11 protein-coding genes and 2 pseudogenes (1 of these 13 only partly in view) are annotated in these 15,858 nt (G+C 39.3%); 4 read left to right on the forward strand and 9 right to left on the reverse strand.

Annotated features, from left to right (window positions below; translation table 11 throughout):
• Positions 1–394: 394 nt before the first annotated feature.
• From BGO59_RS35210 to BGO59_RS35225, 4 genes are all read right to left on the reverse strand, one after another.
• Positions 395–1,396, reverse strand: coding sequence for a hypothetical protein (locus tag BGO59_RS35210; RefSeq protein ID WP_293692215.1), 1,002 nt, complete (start codon positions 1,394–1,396; stop codon positions 395–397).
• Positions 1,397–1,615: 219 nt separating this feature from the next.
• On the reverse strand, positions 1,616–2,416 hold the full coding sequence (locus BGO59_RS35215) for an SDR family oxidoreductase (protein WP_293692216.1): 801 nt from the start codon (positions 2,414–2,416) through the stop codon (positions 1,616–1,618).
• Between the two features lie 75 nt (positions 2,417–2,491).
• Positions 2,492–3,757 carry a Y-family DNA polymerase gene (locus tag BGO59_RS35220; protein WP_293692217.1) on the reverse strand — a complete coding sequence of 422 codons (1,266 nt, stop codon included), beginning with the start codon at positions 3,755–3,757 and terminating at the stop codon, positions 2,492–2,494.
• 166 nt (positions 3,758–3,923) lie between these two features.
• Complete coding sequence (locus tag BGO59_RS35225) at positions 3,924–5,147, reverse strand: tyrosine-type recombinase/integrase (RefSeq protein ID WP_293692219.1); 1,224 nt, start codon at positions 5,145–5,147, stop codon at positions 3,924–3,926.
• Positions 5,148–5,788: 641 nt separating this feature from the next.
• Between BGO59_RS35225 and BGO59_RS35230 the strand changes: the two genes are divergently transcribed.
• Positions 5,789–7,114: an ATP/GTP-binding protein gene (locus tag BGO59_RS35230; RefSeq protein ID WP_293692221.1), complete on the forward strand. Its 1,326-nt coding sequence runs from the start codon at positions 5,789–5,791 to the stop codon at positions 7,112–7,114.
• Positions 7,107–7,703, forward strand: a pseudogene (locus tag BGO59_RS35235) (RloB family protein); the annotation flags it as partial. The gene BGO59_RS35230 and the pseudogene BGO59_RS35235, both read left to right, overlap by 8 nt.
• Before the next feature lie 48 nt (positions 7,704–7,751).
• Here BGO59_RS35235 and BGO59_RS35240 read toward each other — a convergent pair.
• The 4 genes from BGO59_RS35240 to BGO59_RS35255 form a co-directional block, all read right to left on the reverse strand.
• The gene (locus BGO59_RS35240) at positions 7,752–8,972 is read right to left on the reverse strand and encodes an IS256 family transposase (protein ID WP_293692223.1); all 1,221 of its coding nucleotides are present in this window, start codon (positions 8,970–8,972) and stop codon (positions 7,752–7,754) included.
• 153 nt (positions 8,973–9,125) lie between these two features.
• Positions 9,126–9,788, reverse strand: coding sequence for a hypothetical protein (locus BGO59_RS35245; RefSeq protein WP_293692225.1), 663 nt, complete (start codon positions 9,786–9,788; stop codon positions 9,126–9,128).
• Positions 9,781–10,728, reverse strand: a complete 948-nt coding sequence (locus tag BGO59_RS35250; RefSeq protein WP_293692227.1) for a CBASS cGAMP synthase — start codon at positions 10,726–10,728, stop codon at positions 9,781–9,783. Before BGO59_RS35250 ends, BGO59_RS35245 begins: the two co-directional genes overlap by 8 nt.
• 21 nt (positions 10,729–10,749) lie before the next feature.
• On the reverse strand, positions 10,750–11,736 hold the full coding sequence (locus BGO59_RS35255; protein WP_293692229.1) for a TIR domain-containing protein: 987 nt from the start codon (positions 11,734–11,736) through the stop codon (positions 10,750–10,752).
• A 245-nt stretch (positions 11,737–11,981) separates the two neighbouring features.
• Between BGO59_RS35255 and BGO59_RS35260 the strand changes: the two genes are divergently transcribed.
• Both BGO59_RS35260 and BGO59_RS35265 read left to right on the forward strand, forming a co-directional pair.
• Positions 11,982–12,692, forward strand: a complete 711-nt coding sequence (locus BGO59_RS35260) for a hypothetical protein (protein WP_293692231.1) — start codon at positions 11,982–11,984, stop codon at positions 12,690–12,692.
• Positions 12,676–13,398: a hypothetical protein gene (locus tag BGO59_RS35265; RefSeq protein ID WP_293692233.1), complete on the forward strand. Its 723-nt coding sequence runs from the start codon at positions 12,676–12,678 to the stop codon at positions 13,396–13,398. Before BGO59_RS35260 ends, BGO59_RS35265 begins: the two co-directional genes overlap by 17 nt.
• Before the next feature lie 727 nt (positions 13,399–14,125).
• Here BGO59_RS35265 and BGO59_RS35270 read toward each other — a convergent pair.
• A pseudogene (locus tag BGO59_RS35270) lies at positions 14,126–15,858 on the reverse strand (outer membrane beta-barrel family protein); its annotated part runs 38 nt beyond the window's last position; the annotation flags it as partial.

Raw genomic sequence — 15,858 nt, forward strand, 5'->3', positions numbered from 1 at the left:
ATCGAGTTTTCTTTTTCTTATAGCCTAATAAATCATTAAGATACGTATTCATACTGGTTTTTGACTAGATTTTCCAGTAGCATACGACTGGTCTTCTAAATTCATTCGCCTTGGTATCCATTGATAGTTATCTGTAAATTGATACTGCGATACCGTCTCCACAAGTGCGCGCACTAGCTTCAATCACTATACCAAGACTGATGAAATAACAGTCTTTAAAGTTTTTATAGTGCCAATTGATTATATAGTCAAAATTCATCTTACAATACGTGCTTCAATCCCTAATGAGTTTTAAACTATCGATTTGGCTATATTTTTTCTAATTAGAAATTTCTAATTAGAAAAAATAGGTTAGTATAAAAAGGCTGCAAGAAATAGCAGCCCTGATATTAGTTTAATTCACATTCAACGCTTGGTGGGTTAACTCATGAAAAACCTTTTCATCCATAGCATACCGATCTGAAAGAGAAAGGCTGACGCGGCTATTCATCAGCGAGTAATTAAAAGCGTTATACAACAGCCACATCGTGGGCTCTGACTTTAATATCCGTTCTTCTACTTTCATACGTTCCTGGGCTTGCTTTACCAGTTGTACCGGGATTTTAACTTCTTTGGCTAATTTTTCGACTGTGGCTTCTTGGACAGGTTTATTATATAATCGCTGATAAACTTGGGCGGTTAGGGAGCCTTTATGTGCCATAAATTGCGTAAGAACCTTTCCTAAATAGGAGCTTAGGGAATCTATATCTAACCGAATATGATGCAGTTTTTTATGAACGACTTCATCGACTTCTTGCTTCGTGTAGGTTTTGGTTTCAATACCACTTTCCTTTATATCCAAAGCTTTTTTGTGCTTCTTGGGCTTCCCAGCTAATAGCCAGTTTAAGTAAGCATCCATTTCCAACCATTCATCTGCCCAACCCATTAAACCATTGCTACATATCTGTCGATAGTAGCTAACCCGTACGCCCGTTTCTGTCACAGTTCGTTCATTAACAATCGTTCCCTGAACCGTAAAAGGTGATTTACCCGTGTAACTATTGTTAATTATCAGATTGCGGTACAACCATTCGTCGCCGATACTGATCTCGTTCGGTGTAATTACGTTTATAGTAAATTCTCCTCGGTCCGTATACCGTATGTTGATTTCATGCTGAGGTATGTACTTAGTCACAACTTCTCGCAAAAGGGTGTTAGGCACGATTGAATACTGCTCAGATTGAATCGCATAGACCACTGGGTTACTACCAGTTGGATAGCCAACAATCGAGTTCTGACGGTCCGATGGCACAATCTGGTAGCCTGGTAACATATCAATTAATCTTACCGATTCCACAGGGAAACAAATCTCGCTCCAACTGTCTGTTTTTAAAGGGGTTGTGCTTACGGATGCCATACAAAATAGTGTTTGCCTGTTCAATTACCTTTCGTGTACTAAAATAACTATTAATTCTCTAATTGCAAATTTCTAATTAGAAAAATGTAATTAGAAATTGATTATCTGCTTTTTTTCCCGATGTACTGTTAGAATTAGGCATTTGTATTCACTGATTATTGTTTACATAAAAGCCCTGACAAATCTGCCAGGGCATAGCTTATTCATTGATTTATTGCCTCACATTTTATAGTGGTTTCGAATCATACGTTCGTAGATACCCGTTGGTAAAATACTTTTTAACAAAACGGAAAATTTCTCCAGGGATTTACCAACCCGGTACAATCGATCAACTTGGGGCGACTGAATGATTTTTTCGACCAGTGGCCCAAACACGTCGGGTTCTATTCCCTCACTAACACTTTCGTCGATTAATGCATACGTGCGGTCAAACGTTTCTTTATAGGCACTGTTGGCAGGTAAAGATACCCGAAGCCGATTCTTGTTAATATCCGTTTTCGTACCACCTGGTTGGATATAACAAGCCTGAATTCCAAATGAGGCCAGCTCTAATCGGAGTGCTTCAGTCAGCCGGTCAACGGCGGCTTTACTAGCGCAATAACCTCCTCGAAACGGTAACCCTGCTTCTGCCGCAATGGAACTAATATTAATAATTAAACCAGACTTTTGCTGACGCATCGTAGGTAAAACGGCTTGAATCGTTCGGATCGTACCAAAGACATTTGTATCGAATACCCGCTGTACTTCGGCAAGCGGTAAAGCCTCAACCGGCCCCGCAATAGCCAACCCAGCATTGTTAATTAATACATCAATTCGGCCATGCTTCTCAATAATTCGGTTCACCCCTTTTTGAATACTTGCTTCATTACAGACATCCAAATCCATGGTCAAAAAAGGTTTTGACTTCTGCTCAATTGATCGGGATGTTCCGTATACGGTAAAGCCCTTCTGCGCCAAATAGGTGGCGATAGTTTCTCCTAAGCCCGTTGAGGCACCAGTTATTAAAATAATTTTTGACATACTACACTCTGGACAAAACGCTTATTTACTCTTCAACTAATCTTTACCCTTTAATTTTATACGGTCGTTTTTAGTTTACTGTGCTCTCAAAATCTCACTCCATCGAGTCGTATACCGTCTGCTTAAAAACTTGCTGCGCGGTTTCCAATGTACGCTGTATCCCTGACTGGCAAATCGTATTTTGTCCCGCCCATACTTCGCGTTGAGTTTATCAGCGGTTTGGCTTACCGCTCGTAGTCGAGGATCGGAAACGTCATTAAAGAGGGTTGGCTTTTGATAATCATGAGGTACAAAACCTGATAGCATCACGCCTACACGCTTAAGTTTATATCCGGGCTTGTAGATCGCATTTAACACACCAATGGCATATTGAAGTAATTCAGGGGTAGCACTAGAAGGATGCGGCAGTGCTGTAGCCTGACTATTGAAATACTGCGGCTGGTCAGCTCTAAATGGATTGGTCTGCAAATACACAGTTACTAAACAGGCAGCCGACTGTTGTCTTCTTAGTTTTTCTCCACATCGAACTACGTGCGTATTCAGTCCTTCTTGCAGTGTTTTCAGATCGTCAACAGGCGTACCAAAACAAGGTGAGGTTAAAATCGACTTTTTCGGCGCAGGATATTGCTGGACGGGTCGACGGGTATTTCCTCGCAATTCATCGACTAAACGTAAGCCTTCAATTGTCATGTGTTTCTGAATCCACACATCATGACACTGGGTTAACGCATACGCCGTTTCAATTCCGTTTTTTTTGAGGAGTTGATTGTACTGGTGACCAATATCCCACACCTCCAAACAGGGGAAATCAGCAAGTGCCTGTTGAATGCGATCCGCTTCCCGTAGCTCAAAAACTCCGTTGTAGTTGGGTTGCTTTTTAGCGTACCAGCTCGCCACTTTTGCTAAGGTTTCTTTTGGCACAATACCAATCGAAACCGGCAAACCCACCCACTGCTTAATTGTCTTTCGGATCTGATGGCCAAATGCTACTAAGTCGGTATAGATCCGCTCGTACCCAGTCACATCTAAAAATGCCTCGTCGATTGAATAAATCTCGATCTTCTCAATGAATTGGTTTAAGATTCGCATTAATCGGCCGGAAACATCGCCGTACGGGGTAAAATTGGTGCTTATAATCTCTACTTTATGTTGCTTAACAACGCCCCCTAATTCAAACGTGGGTTGCCCCATTCTTATTTTCAGCTTCTTGGCCTCCTTAGAACGGGCAATTATATTTCCATCGTTCGCGCTAAGCACCACAACGGGTTTTCCTTCCAGATCGGGTCGAAAAATCCGTTCGGCGCTAACGTAAAAGCTATCGACATCGACCAAAATAATCATGGAATAACTGTAGTTTTTGAAAAAAGAAAGTAAACCATGCCGCTTCACTTTTTTCCCCGCTGTCCAGTTTCCTTATAAATCTCATGTAACAAATTAACTATGCAATAAAATATATAATATACAAAGTAAATTTGTTACGTTGTTAACAATTACAAAATTTTGACAATCAATCCTTTACAGGTATATCCGTTATTTTAATATAGTAGTCCTTCTCGGTTTGTTTCTTTATATAGAATTGTGTTGTTTCAAATAATTCATGGCGCAAGTGGCGCTGCACATGAATTGGCTCAACGCCTTCTTGAATAAGAAGTTGGCCTGTTGTATGACGTAGACTGTGCGCGGATAGCCTGGGACGTTTCAAGTTCAGTTGCCGCAGATATTTATCAACCCGATACCTGATTTGATAGGTTTTTAAATCGGTCCACAAGGCCTTGCCTGCCTGTGGTGGAATTGGCCAGTACGATTTATCCTGTAAGTAGGAAATCAGAGCCTGAGCGCAGGAATCAAACAGGTGGACATCTTTTCGAGTATCTTTTCCTTTCCCTTTGACCCATAACTGTTTACGTTCAAAATCAATGTCTCCCACCCGTAACCGGGTCACTTCTACAGTCCGTAAGCCTTCAATAACCAATAAAGCGACCAATGCCCGGTCGGCAGCATCCTCAATAGAATTCAGGAGTTCATCTCGCTCGGCCCGTTCCAGACTATCTTTATAAAACTTACGTTCGGTCGTCAGGCCACGCACAGCATCGACATCCCTAAGCGAATCGACCTGATCCGCAACTAATCCAAGCTGACTGCGATTTTTAATCACCCAGGCGGCTAGTTGCTTAATGGCCGAAAGGCGAATATTGACCGTAAATGCAGATAGACCTTCTTTCTTGAGCCATTCGACGTATCGACCCACCGTTTGACCACTAAAAGAAGCCTGGTTGCCCTGGCCTTGCTCATCAGCCAAATAACGAAAGAAAGCGTTCAGCGATTTGGTATACGTATCTCTGGACTCTTCCCCTCGTAAAGTGATTGAATCATGAAGGAAGCTAAGGATTAATTCATTGGCGGCTGGAATCTTGGTAGAAGTTGGTGGAGGGTCGGCGGTCAGCTGGGGCAAGCCTTGAATCTGATAAAACAGCAGAAATTTCCGCAGAGGGGAAATACGGTTAGCAGGCAAACCAGCGGCAAATAAACTTAGACTGAATCGATCAATGGAATACTTGTTGGTTAGACAGTAAACCAAGTATGGTCGCACGATCCTTGGATAGTTACCGGGTTTGGGTAACCAGGCGGCAAAGTAGGTCAACACCTGGGTAAGTGTCAGCTTACCACTACTTGTTTGGATAGCCCCGTCTGTAGTATTAACAGTAGAAAGAGTACACGATTGCTTAGGCATGGCCAAGGGTTTAAAAGAAGCAATGTACAAGTATTTTCAACATCTTGGAAATTCGGCTTTCCGAGATTTGTTGAAAAACGACAATATTGGGACTTTCGCCGAACTTCTCTATGTTAAATCATATCGCGAGTAAAAGCCCGTCAGCAGGGGATGACTAAACGTGAATCAGCGTTAATGTTATGTAAAATTCAGAAAAACCAGTTTGAGCTTAATTTCTCTGCCCCGTAGGAAGAGATGTGGAAGTGAATCAACCGCACAACGTCCGTCGTGGCTTTGTTACGTTAGATCGTTCATGTATTAGCTGACTGACAAGTTGACAGAATGAATGGCAGCTAGTTCATAATCACTGCCAACATCTATCACTATTGTGAAATCAGGTCAACTAGTCATTTAATTGAAGTGATAGATAATCAGGGGAAATTGATTTCTAAAGGTAAAGTGATCCCCATAGCAAGTCGAACTTATTTTAACTTTTATCAATTTTCGACAAAGTTAACAAGTCGCTGATTATCAGCAACTTGTGTTGATTGATTAGTGGATGTTTTTCCAGTAACAAGATATTAACGTTAATAATTTATCTGCAATTCAAACTTAATACTGCTCAACTGCGTTTATTTTGTAGAAAAATCTCATAATAGACCATGTTGATTCAATTTAAAGTATCGAACTATAGATCAATAGGTGAAGAACAAGTTATCAGTTTATTGCCAGCACCTAAGCAGAAAGACTTCGAAAACAATATTTTAGAGAAAAGTAAGTACCAAGCATTGAATGCAATTGCTATATATGGTCCAAATGGAAGTGGAAAGAGCAATCTTCTTCAAGCAATGGACTTATTAGATAGCTTAGTTCATATTTCGGCAAGAACTTCATCAATAACACCCTTGCCCTACGATCCATTTCTTTTAAAGCAAGGGCTGGCGACAATGCCAACACTATTTGAAATTACTTTTATTTTAAACGGTTATAGATACAGATACGGACTAGAATTTAATAAGGAAGAAATTATTTATGAATGGCTATTTAGAAAAGGTCAAAGTCGTGAAGTAAGCTTATTTCAACGCAAAAATGATATAATAGATGTATCCCCAGGCTTTCAAGGTTCTTCCAAGGCAATAGATGCTGCAATTGAAGCAACTAGAAAAAATGCTTTATTCTTGTCTACATGCGATATGTTGAATGTAGAAGAAGCGAAACAAATATTTCAATGGTTCAATCATTTTAGAAAGGTTGATGGTATTCAAACTGAAGATGAAGTCTTTCAAACTTTTGAACTTTGGCAAAATCCTGAATATAGATTAAAAATAAAAGAATATTTTTCGAGATTAAATTTATCAATAGTAGACTTAGAAATAACTACTCAAAAATTTGATAGTAATGAATTGAATAAGCAAATTCCAGATAATCTTCGAAATGCAATCATTAAAGACTTGAACGGGAAAGAAGGGTTTTCAGTTTGGTCGACACATAAAATGTATGATGCAAATGGAAGTAAGACAAAAGAAACAGTTAACTGGAAATTAGAAGAAAGAGAATCCGCAGGTACAAAAAAGGCTTTCCATATCAGCGGCCCAATTATTTGGGCACTAGTGAACGGTGGCACATTAATAATTGATGAAATAGAAGCTAAAATGCATTCTATAATGACCTTGCAAACAATCAATCTTTTTCTTAACAAAAAAACAAACCCAAATAAAGCGCAACTAATTTTTGCTACCCATGATACAAACTTGCTATCTTATTGTGATTTAAGAAGAGATCAAATTTATTTTTCTAGTAAAAATAAATGGGAGTCGACAGAAGTGTACTCTCTATCAGATTTTGTATATATTGATAATAAGAAAAGCCTAAAACCAGAGAAAGAGAGACCAGATACAGATAAGGAAAAAAGATATTTTGAAGGAAGATATGGTGCAGTCCCAGACTTAAAGGATTTATTATCATTAGAAATTGGAACTAATGGCTAGGAAAGGGAAGCTTGCAAAAAAAGCGTCAAATGAATCAGTTAAGCGGCCTCTTAGAATAAAAAAATACGAATATGTATTCTTTATAGTTTGCGAAGACGAAAAAACAGAACCTTATTATTTTGATCACTTTGTAAATCTACTTCCAGAGGAAACGCTCTATTTAAAACCAATAGGTACTGGCCTAGATCCAAAGGGCGTAGTTGAAAGGGCAATAATTGAAAGGGATAAATTTGTAAAAGATGAAAAAAGAGAAGTCGATTTTCTTTGGGTCGTTTTTGATAAGGACGATGCAGATATTAACGAATCGAGAATAAGACGGTTTAATGAAGCACTTCAAATCGCTGAAGCACAGAATTTTAACACGGCTTATAGTAATGAGGTATTTGAACTTTGGCTATTATTACACTTGGTAGATGTCGCATCTACTCCTCCAATACCTAGACAACAGATTTATATATTACTTGAGCAAACAATAAGGCAATTTGCGAACCATGAGCAGTTTGTATATAATCATGGTAGCCCTGACATTCTGGAGGTGATTTTCGTTATTGGAAGCGAAATTGATGCAACTAACAGGGCTGAGGCTTTATTGAGTGCACATGTTAAGGGAGTGCTCGCTGAACTGTGTCAGCAGGTTTTATTCGAAGCGATGGGATTTAATCCGCTCTTCAAAGATAATACTGAACTGATTGATGATCTCTTTCCAATTGTAAGTCGTCGTTTCCCATTTGATTTGCAGGTTCTGAATCGTCAGATAAACCAACTTTTGTAAAGCTACATCCGACGAAAAGGCACCTTTCGTTTTCGTCACTTTGCGTAACTGGCGGTGATAACCTTCCACTGTATTGGTGGTGTACATCACTTTGCGAATAGCGGCCGGATAGTCGAAAAACGGCGATAACAGCTCCCATTTCTCTACCCAAGGCTGGACCGCTTTGGGATATGCCGATCCCCATTTTTCCTGCACTATCAATAAATTTTCCAAGCCTTGCTCTCGGTTAAGAGCCTGATAAACGGTCTTCAAGTCATTAGCCAAGTCTTTTAATAACTTGTCGGGCACGAACCGAAAACTGTTGCGGAGTTGATGAACAATACAGAGCTGCACCGTTGTGGCCGGAAAAACACTGGCAATGGCCGTATCAAAACCTTTCAGGCCATCGACACAGGTAATGAGCAAGTCTTCAACGCCCCTTTGTTTAAGATCTGTCAGGACCGTCAGCCAGAACTTAGCTGACTCACTTTCAGCCGTGTAGATACCCAATACTTGCTTTTTGCCTGACAGGCTTAGCCCGATCACACTGTAGAGTACACGCGTGACTACTTTGCCATCATGGCGTACTTTGTAATAAATACCGTCTAGCCACACTAGTGTATATAGACTCTCCAGTGGCCGGTTTTGCCATTCCCGCATGGCTGGAATTACTTTATCCGTAATGGCGGTTAACTCGCTATCAGAGAGGGAATAGCCATACATCTCCGACAGATGCTGACTAATATCGGCATAGCTATTGCCTACGCTATAGAGCGAAAGCACCTTCTGTTCGAGTTGGGGTGTCAGTACAACCTGTCGTTTGGGAACGATCTGGGGTTGATAGCTGCCGGTTCGGTCACGGGGAGTTTGCAACTCTAAGGGACCAGCACTGCTTTTAACCTGCTTAGTAGTTTTGCCATTTCGACGGTTCTGCTCAGGAAGTCGGGTTTGTGCTAAATGGCCATCCATTTCCCCTTCCAAAGCGGACTCTAAAAAGTGTTTGAGCAAAGGGGCAAACAGGCCGTTTTCGCCCGTTAGGGGTTTACCTTCGTAAAGGCCTTTGATAGCGGCCTGTTTGAAGGCCTCGAAATCGAACTCGTTAGTCATGATAGTGAAAATAAGAGTTTTTTATCCCTTTATTCACCTGTGACACAGTTTAGCGAGCAGTCTCCATGTTAATGTTCCTGTAATTAATGCTAACCCAAGTACTAAAGTACATTTATTAGTTAAAGACCTCAGAAGTTGGATTAATTATTATAATTATGAACCCTGAGCGATTATATATTTTTGAATAAGCTTTACATAAAGGAGTATTTCACCTGTGTCAAATAATTGAAATTCTCTATAAAGCGTTCTATGGCATTTCTTATATTTTGAAGTCCCACCACAGAAACATTTATCTGTATTTTTTGGCTCTTTTTTCTTTGCAATGAAATGAAGCATTTTGACGATGAAATCTAGATCTGTAGTATTGAACTTCTCCTGAAAGAATTCAATATGACCTTTATTTCCATGAGATCTTTCTTTTAAAAAATAACCAAAAAGCTCGCGGTGTTTTTGATTGTAGAAATAAGGGATTACTTCTTGCTCAATAAACCAAACTAGTGTTATACCTTTTTTGCAAGTTAAGGTCTCTTGAGGGATTGACATTAAGCAACAGTGGCCGTCAGGAAAAACATGCCAATCAACATTGATAGGGATACGCCCTCCCCTTTCAAATACCTTGGGAAAACTTAAGGGGTAATTATCCGTTGGTACTATCTTGATTAAATAGCTATCAAGCAACTCATTTTCAGGATCAGTTAATAGAATCTCTCCGTAAATGAATGGATGACCATTTTCCTCCTCAGCATAGGCTAAAGTGGGAAAATGGTCATTTATATATTTTGCCTCTTTCTTGAATAAACCAATCCCATTAATCATTACACCATGGATTAGATCTGGCAGCACCAGTTACAATAGTTGTTTTTAAAGCAGACTCTTGTTTTTTATCCTCTCCATCGGGAAACCGATCTCCTAGGTGTTTTTGCCAAAGTTTACTTGCTTTAAATTGATTCTCTTCTCGAAGTGCTTTGTTGGCATCATCTAAGAATTCTTTTAAAGCTGTCTTAAAGTTATCCTCTCTGGTTTGGTCATAATCCTCAAAAAGGTCATCGCCTGGTTTAACAGGAACAATACATTTAAATTCTGAATCTAAAGTTTTTTTTATCTCACTAAGAATATCTCTCAGTGTGATGTCATCGCGATCGTTGAGGACAATTTTATCTAATGTATTTGATGCTAAAATTGTCATTGTTAGACCGCTGGGCATTTTATGTCTCTTAAAATCGCACCAAGCTTTCAAATACATTACTGCATTAACTATTCTGGTATCCTGTTTTTTCTTTTTTATGAACCAAGAAATCATGCCTTTGGGATCATCATCGCGCCAGTCTTCACCTTTGATTGCTATTTGATACTCATCAGTATCTACATCTTTATAATAGACTGGATGGTCAATCTCATAATCACCGGCAAAAATCGTCCTGATACATTTTTTTCGATGTTGTGCAGGCTTGCTTGTATATCCGTCGACCGCCTGACGTACCCAGTCTTGAAGAGTTTCCGGTTCATGGGTCGGGGTTTGAAAGAAATAAACACCGTCATCTAAATCACAAATGTCATCTTTTGTCTTGATGACTGACTTCATCTTTGTAGAGCCCTGCACATAAAAACAAGGCTTATAATCGGGTTGATTTTTTTTAAACCAGTCACGGATTCTATCCCGAAGTTTATCTCGCGACGTCTTCATTTTCTTTTCCTTTTCGCTATCAATCGAAATCTTAGCGAGATAGGATCGAAATAAATTTTGACAGTCTGCCATTATATTAGTAGTTAAAGTGGGTTAATTTAAAGTGTCAAACTTAATTAATTCATTTTCAATATTATCAGGAACGAGTATCCTAATTGTTTTTTCGAAATTGGAAATTTCACGCCGTTGAATTCGATCAAGATTATTGTCACGGACTAAAAAATCTTGACTAAATATTTTATTAACTGTTTCTAAAGATGACAATAAAGTAGTGGGTATGTCAAAAAAATTAACATTATCCTCATCAATATCTCCTTCTATATAAAATGGAAAAGGCCGAAATGAAGTATTTACTGTTATTTGTTTTAACGTACTGGTTCTTCTTTTTAAAATAGCTGGCTGGAGATCAGATAGTTTTTGTGGCAATAAAATAGTGATAGATGGAAATCTATTTTTTACTTGTACAATTTGTTTATTTATAATATCGCCTTTTGAGTTTTTCTCGAGAACTTCAAATTCATCAATATGTGTAAAAGCATCAGAGACCTTTTCAAGGAAATTTTTGTAATATCCGATAGCTAACGATGTTGATGGGAGCAGAGAAAACCGATAGAGCTTTTCAGCAACTTCCATTTCTCTTCTAATAGTGTTACAGCTATTGCCGACAGCAGCAACTAAATTGTCTCTCCCTCTATATGTTGTGTTTGTTAGTCCCTTAAAATCAGTAAGAATTTTTACAGATTCTTCGGCAATATAAAATGTACGGTTTACACCAATTGCTCCTAAAAAAAGACCTAATTCAAACAAAACATTATCTCTGGGAATTATTTCGTTATTACCCCTAATTAATGCCTCGTCATCAGGAGTCAAAATGATTATCGCGAAATCATAAAACGAGGCTCTATTTATTAAATTTTCAAGATTACTCTTATTTAAAGCAAAAAGATTTTCATCCCAAATATCAACATCGGCTTCTTTATCAAAATTAGATTTAACAGCTCTGGCAACTTCAAGACCTTCACTGCTACTACCTATAAATATGCTAGGCCGATTATTTGAGGCAACATTTAAAATAGCCATATTAGATAATTTTTAGATTGTCTGAATCATGCACTTTTACGCTTAGTATATATTGAGCCATGACCTATTTGTAGCTTGATGTAACTAATACAGGCGAGGTTATAATATATACAAAAAATAGAATATAGGATACAAAAGCTACGAAATTTGAATATCAACCAAACCTTATTTGTATATTCTTTTGGAATTAATGACCGAGTAAAGTCCAGCTCTGATTACGCATTTTCAATTTTATTCATAACTTGGTGACCTATACCACCCATTCTACCACGAAGCGTGACATTAAGGATGTCACGCTTCGTGGTATATTAAATAGAAAAGCATTGCTTACTAATTCAGAGCTTAATCAAATCTCAGATCTTACCCTATTAGAGCTTTTTTGCACTAATGAAGTGGGTGATGAGTTGTACGAACAACTTCTTAAACGTTTTTTGACTGAAGTGAAGAGTGAGTGTGCTCGAATATGTGAAAAACGTAAACTTGACCCGCATATTGGAAAGCAAATTGCTCACGAAACATTCGAAAGGCTCAAGAAATATAAATCCTTTCAGGCAGACCAGATTAAGAGTGCTGATCAACATCGAGCAGTTTTAGTTTACTTATACAGGATCGCAACATCTCTATTTAATAACCACTATGCTGCCGAGAAGAATAAAACTACTATAAATAGGACCTATTTTGAGGACATATTCGATTCCTCGGAATATTCTCCTGCGGAGGTACGCGCCTTAAAAAATAAAAAAGATATAGCTGTTCTTATTTTTAAAAAACTGAATTTTAAAGAGCAAAAGATTATTCTTGCTGATTTGGAATTTAAAAGACATCATAAATATCTGCCAGATACAGTCACTGAGGCACTAGCTCAAGAGCTTAGTATAAAAAAGGACACTATCCGTAAAATACGCGAGAGAGCAATTGAAAAAATTAAAAACACCATTAATGAAATCAACAGATAGAGAAAAAGTAAATTTCTCCTTTGAAGATTTTGAGAAGGGGCTAATGTTAGCGGGCTATTTAATGCCTAAAACGGTAGAGGAGATTTTAGAGCGAGAAGCTGTTAATTCTCTTGAAAATAGTGATAAACAATCACTCCAAAATGTCTATTTTAAAAGAGTAGTATTAGCAGCAGAAATAGCTTTTAAATTAAATCAAGAACCTTCCCTTGGCCGCGTTAAATTCCAGAAACTTGTATATCTGTGTGAAAATGCAGCAGAAATGCACTTAGAGTCAAGGTATCAAAAACAAGCAGCGGGACCATTTGATAATAAATTCATGCATACAATTGCAAAAGAATTTAAAAAGAATAAATGGTTTGACGTCGAAAAAGAAATTAAAACAAATTATACTAGATATAAATATACTCCATTAGAAAATGCAGAAGGATATAAAAAATATTATGAAAACTATTTTAGCCAACAAGATCATAGAATTCAATTTATAATTGAACTTTTTAGAAAGAAAAGCACTGACTATACAGAACTCGCAACGACAGTTTTTGCGTGTTTATTAGAGTTAAAATCCAAAGGGTCTGATTTTATTTGGCAGGATCTACTTAATCTCTTTTATGCTTGGTCTGATAAGAAAAAGAGATTTAAAGAAGATGAAATACGTAATTCCTTTGACTGGCTAATTGAGAATGGATTAGTTAATGCCATAGATTGATAAAGTCTAGCCTATTTTGGAATAATTAACTGTAATATAAACTGAAAAGGTAGTCCATTCATTTACAGCTAAATGAAATTCATCATAAGCGTTCAATTAAACCTACCAATGACAGAAACTCCTGAACTAAATTGAACGAGTTTATTGAACGCAAAAAGGGCCGTTTCCAGCCCCTTCTCTCCTACTCAATCACCGTCCAAAAAAACGTCGGTATATTTTTGAGAGAAGACAAACTGACAACTTTTTTTCAGGATCGGACAACAAGTAAACGTATATTAGTATATCCATGGCAAATTTATTCCTAATTAGATGCCGCAAATCATGAAGATTCTCCTCATTGTCAGTATGGTATTGGTTTGGGGATGGACAATCTTTATGGGACTTTTTGCTACTCATGCAAACGGTCGCCGGGCGGGTTGGCTAATTGGTTGCACGATTAACATACTGCTAGCGATCTATTATAGTTATTTGGTGAAACGTCCAAAGACAGTGAAGGAATGGTTGAAGATGTAAGGCTACTGGTCAACCACTTTTTAGTGATCTTGGCGAATCGATAGCTGATGCCGAGATAAATAATTGGGGAATCCTGTTGTCCAATAGCATATTGATTCAGCGTATCCAGTTCGGATTTTTTGCAGGGTATTCAATAGATTAACCGCATTAAAATTAATCAAGGCTTTCTTTTTACTGATATCCTAGTACTCGCATTTCGCCGGTCGAGCCCTAGTTAATTCTCATCCTCACCACTCGCCGATTTGCCTTTCTTCACCTTGGCCCCATTCAGATTACCTAGTTTATAGCTGAACGTCAGGCGGATACTGGAGTTGTAGATATACTGCCGGAAATCCTGGTTAAATTGCGCCGAGTTCAACACCGAAGTGAAGCCCATACCGTTGGTGAGAAAATTCTCGGCGGCTAAGCCAATACTGCCTCGTTTGTTAGTAAATGATTTACGGGCGCCTAACGAGTATTGGGCAAACCCAATCCGATACCCTTGCAGGGCGATGTCCTTGCCCCGATAGCCGAGGTTAGCCTGAATGGCCCAACCTTTGTCGAATTGTATCTGGCTATCGAACCGACCACCCCAGCGAATACCCGTGTTACTGAGTGGGATCGATAACCCCGATACATCCAGAGCCAACCCGCTGATGTAGCGGTACATAATATCCAGGTTCGCATTGACACTCCAGCGAGGGGTAATATTCACAGTAGCAAACAGGTTGGTACCGTAATTGTACTCCTTGCCAATATTTGATCGGCGGCTCACGACCGCACCGATCAACGTATCAGAGCGTTGGCTAATCGACTGAATGTCATCCCGATTCAGACGGGTATACAGCGTCAGATTCAGGTACGTTTTTTTGACGTAGGTACTATAGCCAAATTCAACCCGGTCGGTTATTTCAGGCTTTAAATACGGGTTGCCGATGGAAATATTGTAAGGATTAGCGGTATTGAAATTGGGATTCAAGTCCTGAACGTTCGGACGCTGAATCCGGCGGTTGTAGGCCAGTTTAATCGTGGTTGTCTCGTTAAGCTTCTTCGAGAGATTAATACTGGGCACTAGTTTACCGTAGTTCGGAATCGAAATAGGCCCCTGGTTTCCAACAGTTGACCCTCCAGTCCGGGCCTGTATGCTGGTGTATTCATAACGCGTTCCTGCCTTAATCGTGATCTTATTATGTGTCGTTAGTGTGTATGACAGATAAGCAGCCCCAATATTCTGATCATACAACAAGGAGCCATCTGGACGCTGACTATCAACCGAATACTCGGAGGTTGGGCTCGCTAATAAGTACTGATACTGACTGTTTACCCGCCGGTAGGTTTCTTTAGCGCCAAACTCAAGCATTTGGGTTTGACTGATAGGCGTCTGGTAATCTACTTGCAGAACAAATTCCTGGCTGGTGTTGAAATTCAGGTTCCGTTGCCGAGTGGTCAGGATGCCCAGCGTATCCAGATTATTCGCATCAAAATTATTAGTTAGGTGATTTTGGCTGTACTGGGTCGAAATGCTCAATTCACGAGTAGGACCGTCGACTGCGCCGGGATAGGTATGCAGGTAATCGATGTTCATATCGACCGAGTTCGATAAATCCTGGCTATTCACATCCCGTCTCGTTGGTGCTCTTACGATGTTCCCGTTCAATAAACTGGTGGCCAGATGCTGGTCGCGGCTTAAGTTGCGAACGCCAAATCGAACCCCGCCGGTGAGCGATTGATTTTTCGCAATATCATAGTCCAGTCCCAGAGCATATTGCCCAAACAGACCGGTATCGAAACCATCCGAATGCTGACTCGTCCGAACGGGGGCAATGGATTCTCCTAGAAAGGTCGTCTGGGCTAAATCTGAACCTGATTTATTGTACACGCCCCGGCCATTTCCGTTCAGACTAACACCTAATTTACCCTTTCGGAAACTACCATTTACACCCAGAGTTGAGGCTCGGTTACCCCCCC

Source organism: Spirosoma sp. 48-14 (genome assembly GCF_001898575.1).
GTDB lineage: Bacteria > Bacteroidota > Bacteroidia > Cytophagales > Spirosomataceae > Spirosoma.

Coding starts and splice junctions, on each gene's coding strand:
- BGO59_RS35250 (WP_293692227.1), bottom strand. CDS start 10,728: ATGGCAGACTGTCAAAATTTATTTCGATCCTATCTCGCTAAGATTTCG.
- BGO59_RS35230 (WP_293692221.1), top strand. CDS start 5,789: ATGTTGATTCAATTTAAAGTATCGAACTATAGATCAATAGGTGAAGAA.
- BGO59_RS35210 (WP_293692215.1), bottom strand. CDS start 1,396: ATGGCATCCGTAAGCACAACCCCTTTAAAAACAGACAGTTGGAGCGAG.
- BGO59_RS35265 (WP_293692233.1), top strand. CDS start 12,676: ATGAAATCAACAGATAGAGAAAAAGTAAATTTCTCCTTTGAAGATTTT.
- BGO59_RS35225 (WP_293692219.1), bottom strand. CDS start 5,147: ATGCCTAAGCAATCGTGTACTCTTTCTACTGTTAATACTACAGACGGG.
- BGO59_RS35220 (WP_293692217.1), bottom strand. CDS start 3,757: ATGATTATTTTGGTCGATGTCGATAGCTTTTACGTTAGCGCCGAACGG.
- BGO59_RS35245 (WP_293692225.1), bottom strand. CDS start 9,788: ATGATTAATGGGATTGGTTTATTCAAGAAAGAGGCAAAATATATAAAT.
- BGO59_RS35255 (WP_293692229.1), bottom strand. CDS start 11,736: ATGGCTATTTTAAATGTTGCCTCAAATAATCGGCCTAGCATATTTATA.
- BGO59_RS35240 (WP_293692223.1), bottom strand. CDS start 8,972: ATGACTAACGAGTTCGATTTCGAGGCCTTCAAACAGGCCGCTATCAAA.
- BGO59_RS35215 (WP_293692216.1), bottom strand. CDS start 2,416: ATGTCAAAAATTATTTTAATAACTGGTGCCTCAACGGGCTTAGGAGAA.